This is a genomic window from Ruegeria sp. HKCCD7181 (assembly GCF_057221055.1).
In genome coordinates, this window is the sequence record NZ_JBWVBC010000001.1 from 471,796 (window position 1) to 489,266 (window position 17,471).

16 protein-coding genes and 1 pseudogene are annotated in these 17,471 nt (G+C 59.5%); 4 read left to right on the forward strand and 13 right to left on the reverse strand.

Annotated elements, in window-relative coordinates; all coding sequences use genetic code 11:
• Nucleotides 1-35 precede the first annotated feature (35 nt).
• The 7 genes from AC2TCY_RS02350 to AC2TCY_RS02380 all read right to left on the reverse strand — a co-directional run bounded on the left by AC2TCY_RS02350 (nt 36) and on the right by AC2TCY_RS02380 (nt 6,911).
• Nucleotides 36-1,364, reverse strand: a complete 1,329-nt coding sequence (locus AC2TCY_RS02350; RefSeq protein ID WP_480845209.1) for a TfuA-like protein — start codon at nt 1,362-1,364, stop codon at nt 36-38.
• On the reverse strand, nt 1,361-2,569 hold the full coding sequence (locus AC2TCY_RS02355; RefSeq protein ID WP_480845210.1) for a YcaO-like family protein: 1,209 nt from the start codon (nt 2,567-2,569) through the stop codon (nt 1,361-1,363). The genes AC2TCY_RS02350 and AC2TCY_RS02355 overlap by 4 nt, the downstream gene beginning before the upstream one ends.
• Before the next feature lie 138 nt (nt 2,570-2,707).
• Complete coding sequence (locus tag AC2TCY_RS02360) at nt 2,708-3,247, reverse strand: DUF3833 domain-containing protein (RefSeq protein ID WP_480845211.1); 540 nt, start codon at nt 3,245-3,247, stop codon at nt 2,708-2,710.
• Nucleotides 3,244-3,861, reverse strand: coding sequence for a DUF3833 domain-containing protein (locus AC2TCY_RS02365; protein WP_480845212.1), 618 nt, complete (start codon nt 3,859-3,861; stop codon nt 3,244-3,246). Before AC2TCY_RS02365 ends, AC2TCY_RS02360 begins: the two co-directional genes overlap by 4 nt.
• On the reverse strand, nt 3,858-5,081 hold the full coding sequence (locus AC2TCY_RS02370; RefSeq protein WP_480845214.1) for an MFS transporter: 1,224 nt from the start codon (nt 5,079-5,081) through the stop codon (nt 3,858-3,860). Before AC2TCY_RS02370 ends, AC2TCY_RS02365 begins: the two co-directional genes overlap by 4 nt.
• Nucleotides 5,081-5,626: a hypothetical protein gene (locus tag AC2TCY_RS02375; RefSeq protein WP_480845215.1), complete on the reverse strand. Its 546-nt coding sequence runs from the start codon at nt 5,624-5,626 to the stop codon at nt 5,081-5,083. The genes AC2TCY_RS02370 and AC2TCY_RS02375 overlap by 1 nt, the downstream gene beginning before the upstream one ends.
• Complete coding sequence (locus AC2TCY_RS02380; protein ID WP_480845216.1) at nt 5,577-6,911, reverse strand: NAD(P)/FAD-dependent oxidoreductase; 1,335 nt, start codon at nt 6,909-6,911, stop codon at nt 5,577-5,579. The genes AC2TCY_RS02375 and AC2TCY_RS02380 overlap by 50 nt, the downstream gene beginning before the upstream one ends.
• Nucleotides 6,912-7,104: 193 nt before the next feature.
• On the opposite strand from AC2TCY_RS02380, the gene AC2TCY_RS02385 reads away from it, so the two are divergent.
• The gene (locus AC2TCY_RS02385; RefSeq protein ID WP_480845217.1) at nt 7,105-7,830 is read left to right on the forward strand and encodes an SDR family NAD(P)-dependent oxidoreductase; all 726 of its coding nucleotides are present in this window, start codon (nt 7,105-7,107) and stop codon (nt 7,828-7,830) included.
• 3 nt (nt 7,831-7,833) lie between these two features.
• Here the strand turns inward: AC2TCY_RS02385 and AC2TCY_RS02390 are convergent, their stop codons facing one another.
• The gene (locus tag AC2TCY_RS02390; protein WP_480845218.1) at nt 7,834-9,486 is read right to left on the reverse strand and encodes a DUF6504 family protein; all 1,653 of its coding nucleotides are present in this window, start codon (nt 9,484-9,486) and stop codon (nt 7,834-7,836) included.
• A 72-nt stretch (nt 9,487-9,558) separates the two neighbouring features.
• On the reverse strand, nt 9,559-9,846 hold the full coding sequence (locus AC2TCY_RS02395) for an I78 family peptidase inhibitor (protein ID WP_480845220.1): 288 nt from the start codon (nt 9,844-9,846) through the stop codon (nt 9,559-9,561).
• 130 nt (nt 9,847-9,976) lie between these two features.
• Here AC2TCY_RS02395 and AC2TCY_RS02400 point away from each other — a divergent pair, with 130 nt between their 5' ends.
• Nucleotides 9,977-11,089, forward strand: coding sequence for an S-(hydroxymethyl)glutathione dehydrogenase/class III alcohol dehydrogenase (locus AC2TCY_RS02400; RefSeq protein WP_480845221.1), 1,113 nt, complete (start codon nt 9,977-9,979; stop codon nt 11,087-11,089).
• A 74-nt stretch (nt 11,090-11,163) separates the two neighbouring features.
• On the opposite strand, the gene AC2TCY_RS02405 is transcribed toward AC2TCY_RS02400, so the two are convergent.
• The 3 genes and pseudogenes from AC2TCY_RS02405 to AC2TCY_RS02415 all read right to left on the reverse strand — a co-directional run bounded on the left by AC2TCY_RS02405 (nt 11,164) and on the right by AC2TCY_RS02415 (nt 15,635).
• A complete protein-coding gene (locus tag AC2TCY_RS02405) occupies nt 11,164-12,099 on the reverse strand; it encodes a DMT family transporter (RefSeq protein WP_480845222.1) in 936 nt (311 codons plus the stop codon).
• A gap of 155 nt (nt 12,100-12,254) precedes the next feature.
• Nucleotides 12,255-12,666 (reverse strand): annotated as a pseudogene (locus tag AC2TCY_RS02410) (group III truncated hemoglobin).
• Nucleotides 12,667-12,716: 50 nt separating this feature from the next.
• A complete protein-coding gene (locus tag AC2TCY_RS02415) occupies nt 12,717-15,635 on the reverse strand; it encodes an error-prone DNA polymerase (RefSeq protein ID WP_480845224.1) in 2,919 nt (972 codons plus the stop codon).
• Between the two features lie 110 nt (nt 15,636-15,745).
• Here AC2TCY_RS02415 and AC2TCY_RS02420 point away from each other — a divergent pair, with 110 nt between their 5' ends.
• Nucleotides 15,746-16,210 carry a DUF1203 domain-containing protein gene (locus AC2TCY_RS02420; RefSeq protein ID WP_480845225.1) on the forward strand — a complete coding sequence of 155 codons (465 nt, stop codon included), beginning with the start codon at nt 15,746-15,748 and terminating at the stop codon, nt 16,208-16,210.
• On the opposite strand, the gene AC2TCY_RS02425 is transcribed toward AC2TCY_RS02420, so the two are convergent.
• A complete protein-coding gene (locus AC2TCY_RS02425; RefSeq protein WP_480845490.1) occupies nt 16,207-17,196 on the reverse strand; it encodes an ABC transporter ATP-binding protein in 990 nt (329 codons plus the stop codon). The two genes, AC2TCY_RS02420 and AC2TCY_RS02425, sit on opposite strands and share 4 nt — an antisense overlap.
• An 87-nt stretch (nt 17,197-17,283) precedes the next feature.
• Here AC2TCY_RS02425 and AC2TCY_RS02430 point away from each other — a divergent pair, with 87 nt between their 5' ends.
• Nucleotides 17,284-17,463, forward strand: a complete 180-nt coding sequence (locus AC2TCY_RS02430; protein WP_480845492.1) for a zinc-finger domain-containing protein — start codon at nt 17,284-17,286, stop codon at nt 17,461-17,463.
• Nucleotides 17,464-17,471 lie beyond the last annotated feature (8 nt).

Consider the following 17,471-nt stretch of genomic DNA (forward strand, 5'->3'; position numbering starts at 1 on the left):
AATTTGCCAGACCCGTGCCTGCCTGGGTGGCAGGGTCAGTGTTCTGTGCGATCGCCATCTGACTGGCAAAACAAGAATTCAGCTTCGATCAATTCGTAAAATGCATCGCGCCCGGCCAGGCCGAGTGAAACTGCATATGATTCAAGATCATCTGGCACCTCTTGGTCAAGCCGCGTTTCAAAATACCATATCAGAGCCTGCAACCGATCCACTGATGCCTGTTTTCCAGCTGGCCGTTGGAGATGTGCGATAGCATCTGCTTTGCGGGCGGCGCGGTCGCGCAGGGCGATGTACTCGCCGTTTTGTCTCAGCTCGGCCAGCAAGGGGACATCCAGCATCTTGGCGCGCGAAGACAGGGCCGCCTGGACGCGAGACCGGTTGGCCAGCAAGGCCTCATAATCCTGTGGGCTCAGGTCGTTTTCCTCAAGCCATCGCATGAGATCAGAGCGCCGCGAAAGCCTTGCGTTGGTTCTGTGATCAGACATTTGCCGTACGAGGGCATCGCGGTCTGGCTCGCGATTGTTACGTCGAGCGTCCTCGTCTGCCAGCAGGCTTAGTAGAGCAAGGTCTCGAAGCTGGGCATATCGTTCCGGGTTCAACCGCAATTCATCGATTGTGCTCTGATCGCTGACTGCCCCCGCGGCAGGTTCTCCGTCGATGCGGGCACGCAATTCACGCCAGGCCAAAGTGGGTTCAACTCGAACTGGTGTGCCATTGGCCTGTTCCGGCGCGTCCTGCTGCGCCATCTGTGTGAGCATTTCGCGAGCGTCATCGGCCTTGGCATCAACCCGACCCTCGGGCAACCACAGTGTGAAATCTGCCGTATCGGAACGTCCGCCCAGCGCATCGCAAATCCTGCTCCACGTCCGCTCGCGATAGTTCAGCGCCTTCGCGACGCGCAGCATCTCTGATGCTGTGTCCGGCGTCACAACGCCGGTTTTGACTGCCCGCTCTGCGGTGGCTCGGACCGAGACCATAGGCTCGCTAAGTGGTAGGAACCCAAGCTCGGCGGGGCTGTGCAGGACCGCGACTTCGTCGTCGTCCTGCAATGCGCCACTGAGGTAATCCTGAAAAATGCGCCCGACGCCGATCATTCCGAAATCGGCCAGCTCGGCGGCGCGCAAAGCCCCCATGCTGGCGCTGCCATAGACGGGAATACCCTGCTCCATCGCCCACAGGATTTCCTTGTGCCAAACCGACGGCACGCCTTCGAAAAAGCCATCAATGATCCCGATTGCGCGCGGTTTGCTGTGGACAGCGCGATAAACATCGCCCTGTCGCACAGGCGGCAGGATGGTAGCATCCAGACACTGCGCCACTTCTTCAGCGGTGAGGGTGGGGCCAACGAAGATTACAAATGTCATGTTGCGGTGTCCCCGAGCTGTTTTGCCCGGTTTCCGGCAACATAATCGGGATCGTCGTGGGGCGCCTCCAGCCCCGGAATAACGGCCCGAACCACCGCAATGTCGACCTCGGAGCGGGACAGATCGACAGTGATAACCTGAGGCACCCCTGCAGACGACAAGCGCTCGAGTAGAAGGGCAAGATCTTCGTCGAATGACCCGGTGACATTGGTGGGGCAGTTCGTAAAATCCGTTGACGCCGTTACCGTTTTGATCAGGTTGCGGACATAGGAACACCGATCAGATTGCGCCTTGTCCGTGAACTCGGCCGGATCCAAATCGTCGCGCGCTCCGGATATGTAAGTCAGCCGTGTCTGAGCGGCTTCTGTCAGTGCGCGCAATAAGGCTATGGAACGGTCGGGGTGGCAACCATCGCCGATGCCGATATGGCCGGGTTTGTCGCCCGCCTCACTGATCACGCATCGCAAACATGCGATCCCGATGTCCGAGGTTGTATCCCAAATCCCCATCTCAAGCCCTGCCGTGGTGATCAGGTCCATCGCCTGTTGGCATCTTGGATCGTCAACGCTGTCAGGATCTACTCGTGGTGGAACCGGTCGATGGTGCCAGAGTGTGGTGGCGTCACGTTCGATCAACTCGCAGATGGCATGGCAACTCGCCTCAATAACGTTATTGCCGGAAGCCAGACCATTTGTCGTCCGCGGAAAGGCGCCTTGCCCGGCACTGTGCGAACCGGTGTAGTCCGTATCGACCATCTCATACGGAACCCAGCAATCCTGATTGACCGTCAGATCGCGTCCCTGCACCCACAGCATGCTGCGATGGGGATCAAAGCGGCCACCTGTAACCTGCGGCAAGGCCGAAACATCCGCGACATGTGCCTTGTCCTGAATCAGATCGGTGTGGCTGGCCAACCGCAGGGGCAACTCTATCCGTTCGGCATGCCAGGATTCAATCGCCTCCATTACACCGGACGCCTCAGCGGCCTGCAAGGAAAGGCCCTTGCCCAGAGACACGGCGACAGACCGCGAATTCGGGCGGGTCACCATCACTGTCGGCAGGCCGACACGGTCCAGCCCGGTCAGGTTGGCGACGCGAGTGATGCCCATCCGTTTCAGATGAGGCCGGACGATGGCAAGGGTCTGTTCCGGGTCCCGCAGGCGATGGGTATCCAGAACATATGTCTTCTGCGATGTCTTGGGCATGCACTTGACCCTGCCATAATGACGCTCAGACCGTCCGCGCCAATGCGGTGTTAATAATCAAGCCCGGTCTGGTTTTGGCAAGGATGGGGGATGAAGTCGAACGGGTCAACCGCCGCAAGGCGACAGCGTCAAATGTCATTACTTTTCAAAGTACAAAATGACTTCGCCCAGACGCACCCCGTAACGCGAGACATAGGCGCGGTTGAGCAATCTGTCGTCGCTCAGCAGCCACATCCAGTCATCAAAATTCACTCGCATGGTGCCGTCTTTCACGGGCAGGTCGATCTTGTATTTCCAGTTGAAGGTATCTCCACGTTCAATCCCGGACGCAGTACCCAGAACGCCCGCTGCAGTACCGGTCCAGGTGTCTTCGCCCGTTTTGATCAAGGTCCAGATCCGCTGCTCGGTTGCACCGTCGTCATAGACGAAATCTTCGACCAGCGTCAGCGTCTCACCGTTCCACGTGCCGTCGATCTCGACCGTAAAACGGCGTGAGACGTTGCCCAGGATATCCTGAAACTGACCATATGCGATGGTCTTCCCCTCAAAGAATTCTTCGAGGTTAAGCTGTCTGTCCGACAGAAAGGTCTTGGGGACTCGAGGTTTGGCAGAGCAAGCAGTCAGGACGGCCAGACCAGCAATTGTGAACGCGCCAAACAGGATTCGACGAGACATCATTGCAGGGGCCTCGATTCAGCCTTTGCATCATGCCCGTAGCCCCCGTTCAGATGTGCAGATGCAATGGCAGGGGCCGGGCGCATTGTGGCGATCAGCTCGGCTACCTTGATGCCGTACTTACGCATCTCGGACCTGTTCATGATCGCACCGTTTTCGGTCAGATACATCCAGTCGGTGACATCCAGTGTGTGACCTCCGGCGTCCTTCGGCAAAATGATGCGGTAAGTCAGTTTTACGGTAGAACCCGATATGAAGCCCTGACCTTCCCCCACAATATCATCGGCAGTGGCGGTGAATGTATTTCCGGTGCCTATCGTCAAATGCCACTTGCGGACCATCTGCTTGCCGTTGGAGTAAGTGAAGTGCTCGGCCAACGTACCGGTGTTACCCTGCCACTCGCCGATCATGCGGGCGACGAAGCTGTTCGACATCTTTCCGTTTGGCCCATAGATCAGACCTTCGGACAGGATCTCTCCGTTCAGATGATCCTTGAGCGAGAACTCAGGCCCGGTGCTGGCATAGTCAGACGGCGATTGAGATCGAAAGCTGAGAAATCGCGCTTTGCCCACAATTACAGCAATTACCGCAAATAGAATGACAGCCAGGAGTTTCATTTGGTAGGGACCTCCGTCGGCAGCGTCAGAACCATTCCGAATGCGCCGAGTTTGAGAATGCAGGGAAGAACGGCATAGGCCAGATTGAGCGTGTTTAGCGCCTGCGCCGTGTTGGATTGTCCGGGAGAAAATCCACTGCGTTCCAGCAGTGGCAGTGTGAAAAAGGCCGCAAGGGCCAGGCCCAGCTTGCCGGCAAAAGACCAGATGCCAAAAGCGGCCGAGGCATTAAGGCGCGCACGGGTCAACACGACCGAAAACATGGCGGGCAGAACAACCATATCGGCGCCAAGCGCTGCACCTGAGGCGATGCAGATCAGGGAAAACGCACCAAGGTTCCCAGCAGACAGCATCGCAGCCCCGATAAAGCCCGCGATAGACAGCGGCATAGCGATCATCAGAGTCTGTTTCGGGCCAATTCGGTTGCTGAGCCGCGTCCAAAGCGGCACGCTGACACCTGCGCTGAGAAAGAACAGGACTAAAAGTGGGCCCGCCTTACCAGGTAGTTGCAAACGATCTTCGACAAAAAACAGAAATAGGGTCGAGGTTATCGCGACCGGCAGACTGTTGATCAGTGCCAGAGCCAGCAGGCGCAGCGCTCCGGCCTGACCAAGCTCGGCGAAGGACAGAGCCTGCCCTGTGATAGGTGCGCGCCACCAGATTGGAAGTGTCAGGACCAGAGTTACAATAGCCAGCAAGCCCAGAAACAGGCCAAAGGATGGATATCCCTGCGCACTGGCACCAAGGGCCACAAACAAAGCAGGCGCGGCGGCAGCTATGATAACGCCGGTCAGCTGCCCGCCCTCGCGGTAGGCGGCCAGCGTCATCAGTTCTTTTGCATCCGGTTTCTTTGCCAGTGTGGCGCTGCGACCATACAGCAAGATAGTCCCGAGGCTGTAGGCTGAAAACAACAGCACCAGGATGGCAATCAAGACACTAACACTGGCCCCTTTGGGCAATGTAAACAGCAGTGGAAATCCAATCGCCAGGCCGACTGCCGCGATCGCCGCAAACAAAGCCTGCCCTTTCGGCCAACGGTCGATGGCCCACCCAATCAGAGGGTCCTGCACCAAGTCCACCAGTCGAATGACCAGCAAGACGGTTCCGATAACGCCGAGGCCAATGCCAAGATTGACGGCGGCAAAACGTGGCAGATGAATGTACAGCGGTATTCCCGCCGCAGCCAGCATCAGGGCATACAAACTGACGCGAGGATACAGCATCACTGCCCCTTTAACCGTCTGGTAAAGGTGGCCGACCGCGTATCATTACCCAGAAAGATGGACATGAAGGCACGCTTGGCGCCCAGATAAGACAAGGAACAGGTCTTGCGGCCATTGCGCCAAAATTCGACAACGTTCGGCCCCTTGGAGACGGCAAGATAGCTGTCGCCCTTGTTGACCGCCTGAAAACACTGTTCCAACTGACTTTGCGTCGGTGCGGGATTCCCTTGACGAGTCATTTCCTCAAGCGTCGATTCAACCAGCGCTTTCTGTTTGAGAGCCTTGCGGTATGTCAGTTTCAGGCCGAAATCTTCATTCCAACTGAATGCAGCCCCTTCGGGCGTGAAAAGTTCTGCGTCATAGATTGGCACGCCTAAAAAGCGAAATGTTGAACTTCCTTTAAGCTGCGCATTGTTGAGCGCATCTGCCACCGGTGACGCCGTCAGCCCGACAGGGGCAAGCAATGCAATCGAAATCAGGGCCACCTGCCAGATGTCAGAGATTGGCCGGCGCAGGCATGGCCGGGTCTTCTTCAAGAATGCCATTGTAAGCTCCGATGGTTTGCGAGGTGCCATTCAGCAAATCGACGACGTGCATTGCGCTGGCGATCCCATCTTCGTGAAAGCCATGTCGGTTATATGCCCCGGCAAACCAAGTACGGTTTCGTCCCTGCATCTCACGGATCTGCCCTTGTGCTCGCAAAGCGGCTTTGTCGAATATCGGGTGGGCGAATTCTACTTGGTCATAGATTTTTGTCGCTGGAATTTCTGAAGATGCATTCAGCGTAACAAATAGCGGGTCGCTGTCTGGAATGTTCTGAAGGCGGTTCATCCAATAGGTGACCCCGACATTGCCGGCTTGCGAGCGATAGATCCAACTGGACCAGCACGCGCGGCGCCTTGGCATCTGGCCCGAGTCGCAATGTAGAATGGCGGTGTTAGGCTGGTATCGGATCGCACCGAGAGCTGCCGTTTCCTCGACGGTTGCACTCTTGCCAAGAATGGCCAGAGACTGGTCGGAGTGGGTTGCCAGAATGATCTCGTCAAACAGATCGGCTTGGCCATCGCTGTGAACGGTTACGCCCAGATCGTGCCGGTCTACATGCTGAACCGGCGCGGCGACGCGGATATCGCAACCACGGGTGCGTAGGGCAGCCTCGATCCGGCGGACATATTCGATGCTGCCGCCCTTGACTGTGTACCACTGGTGCTGGTTGGCGCGGCCGCTGGCCAACAGCGCGTGGTTGCGGAAAAACTGCACCAGAGATCGGGCCGGAAACTGATCCACAAACTCGACCGGCGTAGACCAGATCGCGCCGCACATCGGTATCAGGTAGTTGTGGCGAAACCAGTGGCCCAGACGTAGTTGATCAACCAGCTCACCTATTGTGGTGTCATCGTCTTGTGCGGCATCAGGGGCCTCCTGGCCGAAACGCAGGATGTCGGCGATCATTTTGTAGTAGGCAGGCCGTGCCAGATTGCGCTTTTGCGCCGTCAATGTACGCAGGTTGTTCAGACCGTACTCGATGCGGCCATTGTCGATGGTCGCGCCAAAGCTCATCTCGCTTTCGATGACCGGCACATTCAGCTCGTCGAACAGTTTGGTCAAATAGGGGTAGGTGACATAGTTGAACACGATGAATCCGGTGTCGACCGGCTGATCACTGTTTCTTCCGGCAATGACCGTCCGCGCGTGACCGCCCAGCCGGGGTTCGGCTTCGTAAATCGTCACGTCGTTGTTTTCAGATAGATAGTAAGCGGCAGAGAGACCTGAAATGCCTGCACCTACAATCGCGATTTTCTTCCGCACGTTACGGGATTCGTCGAACATTCCACCCTCATTAATCGGCATTTTACAATGGGATACGCAGGGTAGGCGAGGATGGATCAATCACATTAGAAGTTTTTGACAGATGCACTAGGTCATGACGTCTGGTTTCAGAGCCCAATTCTTTTGACATGGTTTGATCCAACACAGTTTTGAGGCCGTAAAATTCAACAACTCCAAGTGAAACGGTCTACATATGAGCAGCTTTGACGGAAAAACCTATTGGATTGTTGGCGCTAGCGAAGGCCTGGGCCACGCGCTGGCTGAAGTGCTGAGCCGTCATGGGGCGCACCTGATCCTCTCGGCGCGCAATGCCGACCGTCTTGCCGAGATTTGTGCCGCATTGCCAAATGCAAAGCCGGTCCCGCTGGATGTAACCGATTTAGAGTCTGTTCGCCACGCCATGGCTGAGGTCGGCAGGATAGATGGGTTGGTTTATAACGCCGGTGCTTACGATCCGATGCGCTCGGCGAAATGGAATACCGAATCCGCTCTGATGATGAGTGATGTGAACTATCTGGGTGCTGTGCGCATCTTGGGTGAAACGGTGCCCGGCTTCGTTCAGGCCGGTCGCGGCGAGATAACGCTGATCGGATCCCTGGCGGGTTATCACGGTTTGCCCGCGGCGATCGGATACGGGGCCAGCAAGGCGGCGCTGATCTCTCTGGCGGAAACGATGCGGCATGATCTGGCGGGCACGGGTGTGACTGTACGAATTGTGAATCCCGGCTTCATCAAAACTCGGCTGACCGAGAAGAACAGTTTCAAGATGCCCATGCTGATGACGCCCGAGGGTGCGGCAGAACGCGTGGTCAAGGCGATGTCGCGCCGTCGGTTTCGTACGGATTTTCCCGCCCCGTTTTCCTGGATGATCCGTCTGATTGACTACTTGCCGGATTTGCTGGTTTATCGCGGGAAATAGAGTCTAACCAAACTGCCCGTGACAGAACCAGCCCGCCGACATGGTGCCGCCATGGCCGTAAAACAGCCACAACCGTTCGCCCTGTTCGGTCACCACCACCCAATAATCGCGCACGCCGCTGCGCCAATTGGGGTCGTCAAGCCACCATTCCGGCGCAATGCGTTCCGGGCCGGTGGCCTGCGCCAGCTGCCAGTCGCGCCCGCGCCAGCGAAAGGCGGTGGGCACGTCGGGGGTTTCCGGGGCCATTACCGGTTCGGGCTGCCACATCTGCAAGGGCCGGGGGCGCGGCGGGGCGGGCCAGTTGCGGGCAGGTTCTGACCATGCGGCGGCCAGAATCTGCGCCGTTTTCTCAGGGATGTGCGAAGCTGCCGGGTGGCGTCTTGTGATCACCTCAAGCCCGACCCGGGCGCCCAGTTTGCCGATCAGGTCGTCTACAGCCGTATTGCCCTCAAGCCGATTGCGGGCCACGCGACGCGCCTCGGCATGGCCGGCCACGGTGCGGGCGTGGATGGGCTCGGTTTGGATCGCCTCGAGCCGCAGCATGTCGATGCCATAGCCAGCATCAATCTTATCTATTTTCATCTCTAACAAAGGTCGAATACGATGTTTGTCGAATGTCGGACGGGCCAATCCGACCTCGATGATCTCGGCCGCCTGATCGGCGCGATGCGCCTCAAGCCGCAGCGTGCGGACGCCGCGCGCCTTCTCCTCCAGCTTGGTGCAGAGCGATGGCAAGACCCGGTCGATGGCGGCCATCACGTCCTCGATCAGGCCGATCGGGTTGGGCATGGTCATCCGCACCGCAAAATGATGCGGCGGGCGGGCGGGTGAGACCGGTTCGGGCGCGCTGCCCATCGCCTGATCCAGTCGCAGCACCAGCCCCCGCCCGAAGCGGCGGGCGAGACTGGCGCGCGGCTGGCCCAGCAGATCACCGATCCGGCGCAGGCCCAGCCGATTCAGCTGCGCCACAGTCTGATCTTCCAGCCGCAGCGCGGCGATAGGCAGCGGGCTCAGCGCGCCATAGGCCTGCCCCGGCGCGGCGATCCGCGCGCCGCCGCCCAAGGCCATCACCTGCGGTGCGGCCCCGCCCTTGGTCCAGTGCCGTCGTTTACCCGCCCGGGCGCGCGTGGCACGCGCCTCCTGACTGATGGCATCACCGCTGCGGTCCGATGTGGCCTCTTGCCCGGCATAGCGCGCCAGCGCCCAGGCCGCGCCCAGCGTGTCGGCGATGCCCATCTGCACGCTGAGACCCATATCGGCGCAATCGGTTTCGATCACGCTCAGCAACGTCTCTTCGCCCCCAAACAGATGCGCACAGCCCGACAGGTCGACGATCAGCCCGTCCGGCGACTCTTCGGCCACCCACGGGCTGAACTTGCCCGCCCACCGTCGTAGCGCGGTCAGGAACGCGGCCTCGGCCGGAGCGTTGCGGGGGCGGGTGATGAGGCTCGCGCACATGGCATGGGCGTCGCGCACGGGCTGGCCCACACGCAGACCGGCGGCCTGAGCGTCGGCATTCAGCGAAGTGACGACCTGCATGTTCGATTGCTCGGCGACCACGGCCAAAGGTCCGGCATGCAGGCCACGCGCGGCGCGCACCAGCCGTTCAGCCCCAAGATGGGGGAACCACAGCGAGAGTATTCGGCGTTTCGGCATCGGGCAGACATTCAAATGTTCTCATTTTGTTCTTAGGCGAGAATCATGTCTGGAGTCGAGTCCGCACTGCGTTTACCCGCAGGTCAAACGCTGAATGACACCGGCACCGTTCACGAACACATTCAACCGGTCGATGCGGTAATCCTGGGTCGCAATGTCATTCGGTCCCAAAACACGGGATCGCTCTGGCAAGTCTGCTTGAATCGACGACACTGGCTGACCAACCGCATCCGCAAACGCCTCGCCCTTGCAGAAGGCCAGATCGACCGGCGGGTTGTCGGTTGCGGTTGCGGTCGTTTCGGGAACGGTCGTCTCGGCACAGGCCGCCAGAAGGATCAGGATCGGGATCAAACGGTGCATTGGCGTTCCTTTTTCAGGCAATGTCGTTTCTGCAATATCAAATAATTAGCCAACCTGCCATGAAAGCACAGTTGAAAACACCCTGTATTTGACGCAGGGTCGGGTCAAAATTGACAGGGAGATTAACACCATGCGCACCCGTGCCGCCGTTGCCGTTCAGGCGGGCAAACCTTTGGAAGTTATGGACGTGAACCTTGAAGGCCCCAAGGCGGGCGAGGTTCTGGTCGAGATCAAAGCCACAGGCATCTGCCACACTGACGAATTCACCCTGTCGGGCGCTGACCCCGAAGGTCTGTTCCCCGCCATTCTGGGCCATGAAGGCGCCGGTGTGGTGGTCGAGGTCGGCCCGGGCGTCACCAGCCTGAAGCCGGGCGATCACGTGATCCCGCTTTACACACCCGAATGCCGCGAATGCGAATATTGTCTGCATCCCAAGACCAACCTGTGTCAGGCGATCCGTTCGACGCAGGGCCAGGGTCTGATGCCCGACGGGACGTCTCGTTTCTCGACGCTGGATGGCGACCCGATCCTGCATTACATGGGCTGCTCGACCTTCTCGAACCACACGGTACTGCCCGAGATTGCGCTGGCCAAGGTGCGTGAGGACGCTCCGTTCGACAAGATCTGCTACATCGGTTGCGGTGTGACCACCGGCATCGGGGCGGTGATCAACACAGCCAAGGTCGAAATCGGCAGCCGCGCCATCGTGTTCGGTCTGGGCGGCATTGGTCTGAACGTGATCCAGGGCCTGCGCCTGGCCGGAGCCGATCAAATTGTCGGCGTCGATCTGAACCCGTCCAAGGTGGAAATGGCCACCAAGTTCGGCATGACCGATTTCGTGAACCCAAAAGAGGTCGAGGGCGATCTGGTGCCTTATCTGGTCGATCTGACGAAGGGCGGTGCGGATTACACGTTCGACGCCACCGGCAATGTCGGCGTGATGCGCGACGCGCTGGAATCGGCGCACAAGGGCTGGGGTGAATCGATCATCATCGGCGTGGCGCCGGCGGGGGCCGAGATCTCGACCCGTCCGTTCCAACTGGTTACTGGCCGCTCGTGGCGCGGTACCGCATTCGGCGGCGCCCGTGGCCGGACCGACGTGCCCAAGATCGTCGACTGGTACATGGAAGGGAAGATCGAGATCGACCCGATGATCACCCACACCATGGGTCTGGACGACATCAACCACGGCTTCGACCTGATGCATAAGGGCGAGAGCATCCGTTCCGTTGTAGTCTACTAAGGCTCTAAATAGGCTAAAACCGCTTAAACGGATGTCCACGGCGCGCTCGAAAGCGCGCCGTTTTTCTACATCGGTTACTCTCCCGACCGTGTCACACCTGTATCCGACCGGGGTGATCGCACGCGTAGAACCGGTGTGTTGGCCGACGTATTCGCCCGACTCTCGCGCCAGACGACGAAAACGCCCGAAGCGATGATGATGCTGGCCCCGATGGCGACCCAACCGTCCGGCTTTTCGCCAAAGAAGATCATGCCGAACAGCGTGGCCCAGATGATCTGACTGTACTGGCTGGGGGCGATAACCCCGGCCGGAGCGGCGCGATAGGCCAGAATGATCAGATGCTGAGCGATCACCGAGAACACGCCGACCAGAGCCATCATCGCCAAATGCAACAAAGATGGTGGTTGGTAAACTGCCGGCTGCGCAAGGCTCATGGCCGCTATGGCCAGTAGCATCGGATAAAGGATCAGAACGGCTGAGCGTTCCTCATTCCCGATCTTGCGCACCAGAACCGAACCGAAGGCGCTGCAAAAGGCGGCTGTCAGGGCGGCCAGGTGGCCAAGGGTAATATCCGTTGCACCCGGGCGCAGGACGATCAGCACCCCGATCAGGCCTACACCGACTGCGGCCCAACGCTGGGCGCGGACCACCTCGCCCAGAATCGGGATCGACAGGACGGTGACGATCAGCGGGAAAGAGAACAGCAGCGAATAGACTTCGGCCAGCGGCAGGACCGAGAATGCATAAAACGCGCAGACCATTGACGTGACCATCAAGGCGGATCGCAGCAACACCAGCCACGGATGATTGGGCAGGAAGTTGCCGGTCGTCCGGTCGGTCAGGATTGTCACCGCCATCGGGACAAAAGAAAACAGCGTTGCAAAAAAGATGATCTGCATCACCGAATAGGTCCCGCCCAGCACCTTGATCAGCGCGTCATGACTGGCAAAGACTGCAAAGCCTAGAAATGCATAGCCAAGTCCCCGCAGGATGGTGTTTTGAGCGCTCATCAGTCTGGCCTCGGTCAATGGGTCGGTGTGGTGGCGGCATGCCATAGCAGCGCGGACGGATTCCCCGGCTGTCTTTATCGCTGCTTAACTATTTTTTTCTGAGGCGGGTAGCCCTTATTTTACCGCTAACATGTCATTGCCGACATGGTCCAAGATTATTGCAGGATCGGCGGCGCGTCCTTGGGTTGACGCGCGGATTGCACGCCCGCTCATCCCCACGCCGATGCGGCGGGCCAGGGCGACCCATGGCGTGGCGGTCTCGGGCGGCAACGTCTGGGTGGCGACCTCTTCGAACAGATCCAGCCAGTGGGCGAAGAATTCCGGTTTCACGTCGGGTCGTTCGATATGCACGCGCTGCGGATTACCATCATAGCTACGCTCGAACAGAATGGCGTTGCGCCAAAAGGCGGCGATCTTTTCCTCATGCGCGGGCCAGTCGGTGACGTGGTTGGCAAATACCGGGCCCAACAGCGTGTCCTGCCGGACGCGGGCGTAGAAGGCGCGGACCTGCGCGTTGATCTGTTCGGGCGTCGCGGGAAAGCGCGGTGGCAGGGTTGGTCTGGACATGGGCGGTCTCGGATTTCGACTCTGTTCAAGGCCAATAACCCGTTCCACGATCATGCTACAGGGGTGGTTTTGTCGCGCTGGTTCGGCGTCAGAAGATGCCGCAGCAAAGCCACCGGGTGCGCCTTGAGGCTGAGACGGGTGGCGACGTAATCCTCGACCACCTGCTCGCCCAGCGTCATCTGCGGCAGATAGGCTTCGGGCTCGTCCAGCGCCTCGCCCTCCAGATCCTGCGAGAACAGCGGTAGCGGCTTGGCGGTCGCAATCGCCTTGGCCTGCCACAAAGCCTCGCGCCGTGTCAGGTCGCAGGCGGCGAAGGCATCCGCCTCGGCCAGCCGTTCGATCACCGATGGTCCCAAACCGGCACGGCGCCAGACATCGTCGACCTGATGGTAGCCATTGCCGCGCGCGGCTGTCAGCCAGCTGGCATCTTCCTCGCTGAGGCCCTTGATCTGGCGGAAGCCCAGCCGCAGCGCCAGCCCGCCCTGACCGTCAGGTTCCATCACATTGTCCCAAAAGCTGGCATTGATGCAGACCGGGCGCACCTGCACCCCGTGCTCGCGCGCATCTCGCACGATCTGGGCGGGGGCATAGAATCCCATTGGCTGCGAGTTCAGCAGCGCGCAGGCGAAGATGCCCGGGTGGTGGCATTTGATCCAGGCCGAGGCGTAGACCAGCAGCGCAAAGCTGGCCGCGTGGCTTTCGGGGAAACCATAGGACCCAAAACCTTCGATCTGCGAAAAACACCGCTCTGCAAAATCCTGTTCATACCCATTGCGTTTCATCCCGCGCAGGAACAGCGCGCGGAATTCGCTGACATTGCCATGTTTCTTGAACGTCGCCAGCGAGCGGCGCAGCCGGTCGGCTTGTTCCGGGGTGAAACCTGCGCCGACAATGGCAATCTGCATCGCCTGTTCCTGAAACAGCGGCACGCCCAGCGTTTTGCCCAACACTTCGCCCAGCTCGTCCGAGGGGAAGCTGACCTCCTCCTCACCATTTCGCCGCCGAATATAGGGGTGGACCATGTCGCCCTGAATGGGGCCGGGGCGGATGATGGCGACCTCGATCACCAGATCATAGAAATTGCGGGGCCGCATCCGGGGCAGAAAGTTCATCTGCGCCCGGCTTTCCACCTGAAACACGCCGATGCTGTCCGCCTTGCATAGCATGTCGTAGATGACAGGGTCCTCGGGCGGCAGGGTGGCCAGCGTATAGCTGGTCTGGTGGTGCTGCCCGATCAGGTCGAACGCCTTGCGAATGCAGGTGAGCATCCCGAGGCTGAGCACATCGACCTTGAGGATGCCCAGACTGTCGATGTCGTCCTTGTCCCAGCAGATGACCGTGCGATCCTCCATCGTGGCGTTTTCGATGGGGACAAGCTCGTCCAGCCGCCCCTCGGTGATGATGAAGCCGCCGACATGTTGCGAGAGATGACGGGGAAAGCCGTCGATCTCATAGACCAGCATTAGAGTCTGTTTTAGCCGCCGATCTTCGGGGTCGAGGCCGATTTCACGCATCCTTTGGGCTTCGAGGCCAGAGGCCGAGAAGAAGCCCCAGAGTTGCGAGGAGAGCGCCGAGATGGTGTCTTCGGTCAGACCCATGGCGCGGCCGACCTCGCGGATGGCGCGTTTACCGCGGTAATGCACGACCGTTGCGCAGAGGCCCGCGCGGTGGCGTTCGTAGCGGTCATAGATGTGCTGAATCACCTCTTCACGGCGTTCATGTTCGAAGTCCACGTCGATATCGGGCGGCTCGTCGCGCGCCTCGGAGACAAAACGTTCGAAGACCATGGTGCCCATCTCGGGGCTGACCTCGGTGATGCCGAGGCAGAAGCAGACCACCGAATTGGCCGCCGACCCGCGTCCCTGGCACAGGATGCCGCGAGAACGGGCAAAACTAACGATATCGCGGACGGTGAGGAAGTAGGGTTCGTATTTGAGCTTACCGATCAGGGTGAGCTCATGCGCCAGCATCTTTTTCGCCTTTTCCGAGGCGCCTGCCGGATAACGCCAGGCCAATCCCTCATGCGCCAGGCGGTGCAGGCGTTCGGTTGGGGTTTCCTGTTCACTGCCCTCGCTTGGGTACTCATACCGCAGCTCGTCGAGCGAGAATGTGAGCTGTTGGCTGAGTGCATGCGCGCGCGCCACGGCACCCTCATGGCCTTTGAAGATACGCAGCATCTCGGCCTCAGACCGCAGACGCTGTTCGCCGTTGGCCAGTGCCTCGCGGCCCAGCTCATCCACCTTGCGGCGCAGGCGGATGGCGGTCAGTACATCGGCCAGCTTGCGGCGGGTGCCGTGATGCATCAGCGGCGTGGCGCTGGCGAGTGTGGGGATGCCGATCCGCCTTGATTCATTCTCTAATAAAGAGAAATATGTGCTATCTACGCCATCATACCGAGGATGCATCAACAGATGCATCCGCCCGGCAAAGCGGCGCGTCAGCTGTTGCGCCTGTGTCCGCCATGCGCTCGCGCCGTCCGGGGGTCGGATCGCTTGTGGCCAGAGCAGCAGGTGGAGACCGTCGGAGAATTCCAAAAGGTCCGACAGGTGCAGGATGCAATCGCCTTTCTCGGCGCGCAGGCGGCCTTTGGACAGGATACGGCACAGATTGGCCCAGCCCTGCCGGTTCAGGGGCAGAGCGGTGACGGTCGGCGCGTCGGTAAAAGTCAGCCTTGCCGCCGGGATCAGACGCGGTACCGCGTGGATCGGATAAGAGGACGGTTTGGGGATGTGATCGGGGCAGGGTGGGCCGATTGAGGTGTTCTGTGCTTCCCACTCCACGCGCTCTCGCACCTTGCGGGCGATCTCGCGCCCTTGGGTGTGGGCGCGGACAATCCCGGCGACCGAGTTGTCATCGGCAATCGCAATGGCAGGCAGGCCAAGGGTGACGGCACGCTCCATATACTCCTCGGGGTGCGAGGCCCCGGTGAGGAAGGTGAAATTCGACGTGATCGACAGTTCGGCATACATGGTGATTCAGCATTATATTCACGTTTTGTTCTTTTTCGAGTCCTTTGCGCAGGAAACGGGTCGCTTGGGGCTGATCCGGTGGGCATGGTCGGGGAAAAAGGAGACCCGAGATGTTCAAGATCACAGCACTACCCACCGAAGAAGTACGCACCCTGCAAACCGGCGGCCCGGATGCCTACGGCGCCACACCCGAGCGAGCTGTTTCGACGGGAACAGGTAACCCTTGCCGCCATTGTTTGCAGAACATTCCCGAGGGGGACGACATGCTGATTTTGGCACATCGCCCTTTTTTAGAGACACATCCTTACGCGGAAACTGGCCCGATTTTTCTGTGTGCTGCCCCCTGCGAGCGGTACGAAGGTGAAGAGTTACCCGAAATTCTGACGACCTCGCCCGACTATCTGATCAAAGGCTATGGCGAGGATGACCGGATCGTTTATGGCACCGGGGCGATCACGCCTGCGGATCAGATCGGCACCGCAGTCAGAGACATCTTTGCCCGTCCGGACATCGCCTATATCCACGTCCGGTCCGCCCGCAACAATTGCTATCAGGCGCGGATCGACCGAATCTAAAGCTTGACGCGGTGCATGCCCCGACGCGGTTGATCCAGATCGTCCACCGGGACATCCGTGCGGGTCGAGGTAAGAGCGAGGAACACATCTTCCAGATCCGCCTCTTCGGTGCGGACATCGCGGATGCGAATACCGGCCTGACGGATCGAGTCCAGGACCTGCTCGGCGCTGGTCTGGGTGCTGCGATACTGCAGAACGAGGTTGCCGTCGTCGCGCAGCATGGCCTCGACACCCTCGGTGATTGGCAAATCGGTAATCGGGTTGTCGGGCAGGATCACCATAGTCCGGCTGTCCATCCGGCCCAGAAGGTTGGCGGTGCTGTCTTGTGCAACCTTCTCGCCGTGGTTGATGATGGCAATCTCATCGCACATCTCCTGCGCTTCTTCCAGATAGTGTGTGGTCAGGATGATTGTCATGCCCTGTTCGTTCAGCTTGCGTACATTGGTCCAGAGCATCTGGCGTAGTTCGATATCGACGCCTGCCGTGGGCTCGTCCAGAACCAGAATTTTCGGATGATGCACCAGCGCCTTGGCCAGCAACAGCCGCCGCCGCATACCGCCCGACAGAGTGCGGGCGTAGGCGTCGGCCTTGTCGCTGAGACCGACAAGCCCCAGAATCTCATCACTGCGCCGCTCGGATTTCGGCACGCCGTAAAGTCCTGCCTGCACTTCCAAAGCGCCGCGAGGGGTGAAGAACGGATCAAGGTTCAGTTCTTGCGGCATGACGCCGATTGCAGCGCAGGATTGCCGTGGATTGCGATCCTGGTCGAAGCCCCAGATTGAGACGTGCCCCGAGGTTTTGACCACCAGCCCCGCCAGAATGTTGATCAGAGTCGATTTTCCCGCCCCGTTCGGCCCCAGCAATCCAAAAACCGACCCGCGCGGAACCATAAGATCGATGCCTTTCAGAGCGTGTTTCTCAGGTTGTCCCTTGCCGCCACGGTATGTCTTGCGCAGACCTTCGATCCTGATTGCCGCATCGGTCATGTGGCTCTTGCCCCCGGTTTCCTCATCGCTCATAAACGCACCTATTACATGCCCGCGAGGCCGACAACCATGGAAGGATCGCCAGCCGTGACACTTGAAGCGCCGGAAACCAAGATCGTCGAAACCGCCCGTGTTGCCTGTGACGGCGGCGAAGGCGCATTGGGACACCCGCGTGTCTGGCTGCAAATCCCTGAGGATACGGGTTGGGTTGAATGTCCGTATTGCGATTGCAAGTATGTATTGAACACATTCGAACCTGACGGTTGAGACCAATC

What these genes read in the sequence shown, in the direction of transcription:
- AC2TCY_RS02350 (WP_480845209.1), bottom strand. Translation starts at nt 1,364, where the DNA reads ATGACATTTGTAATCTTCGTTGGCCCCACCCTCACCGCTGAAGAAGTG.
- AC2TCY_RS02355 (WP_480845210.1), bottom strand. Translation starts at nt 2,569, where the DNA reads ATGCCCAAGACATCGCAGAAGACATATGTTCTGGATACCCATCGCCTG.
- AC2TCY_RS02360 (WP_480845211.1), bottom strand. Translation starts at nt 3,247, where the DNA reads ATGATGTCTCGTCGAATCCTGTTTGGCGCGTTCACAATTGCTGGTCTG.
- AC2TCY_RS02365 (WP_480845212.1), bottom strand. Translation starts at nt 3,861, where the DNA reads ATGAAACTCCTGGCTGTCATTCTATTTGCGGTAATTGCTGTAATTGTG.
- AC2TCY_RS02370 (WP_480845214.1), bottom strand. Translation starts at nt 5,081, where the DNA reads ATGCTGTATCCTCGCGTCAGTTTGTATGCCCTGATGCTGGCTGCGGCG.
- AC2TCY_RS02375 (WP_480845215.1), bottom strand. Translation starts at nt 5,626, where the DNA reads ATGGCATTCTTGAAGAAGACCCGGCCATGCCTGCGCCGGCCAATCTCT.
- AC2TCY_RS02380 (WP_480845216.1), bottom strand. Translation starts at nt 6,911, where the DNA reads ATGTTCGACGAATCCCGTAACGTGCGGAAGAAAATCGCGATTGTAGGT.
- AC2TCY_RS02385 (WP_480845217.1), top strand. Translation starts at nt 7,105, where the DNA reads ATGAGCAGCTTTGACGGAAAAACCTATTGGATTGTTGGCGCTAGCGAA.
- AC2TCY_RS02390 (WP_480845218.1), bottom strand. Translation starts at nt 9,486, where the DNA reads ATGCCGAAACGCCGAATACTCTCGCTGTGGTTCCCCCATCTTGGGGCT.
- AC2TCY_RS02395 (WP_480845220.1), bottom strand. Translation starts at nt 9,846, where the DNA reads ATGCACCGTTTGATCCCGATCCTGATCCTTCTGGCGGCCTGTGCCGAG.
- AC2TCY_RS02400 (WP_480845221.1), top strand. Translation starts at nt 9,977, where the DNA reads ATGCGCACCCGTGCCGCCGTTGCCGTTCAGGCGGGCAAACCTTTGGAA.
- AC2TCY_RS02405 (WP_480845222.1), bottom strand. Translation starts at nt 12,099, where the DNA reads ATGAGCGCTCAAAACACCATCCTGCGGGGACTTGGCTATGCATTTCTA.
- AC2TCY_RS02415 (WP_480845224.1), bottom strand. Translation starts at nt 15,635, where the DNA reads ATGTATGCCGAACTGTCGATCACGTCGAATTTCACCTTCCTCACCGGG.
- AC2TCY_RS02420 (WP_480845225.1), top strand. Translation starts at nt 15,746, where the DNA reads ATGTTCAAGATCACAGCACTACCCACCGAAGAAGTACGCACCCTGCAA.
- AC2TCY_RS02425 (WP_480845490.1), bottom strand. Translation starts at nt 17,196, where the DNA reads ATGACCGATGCGGCAATCAGGATCGAAGGTCTGCGCAAGACATACCGT.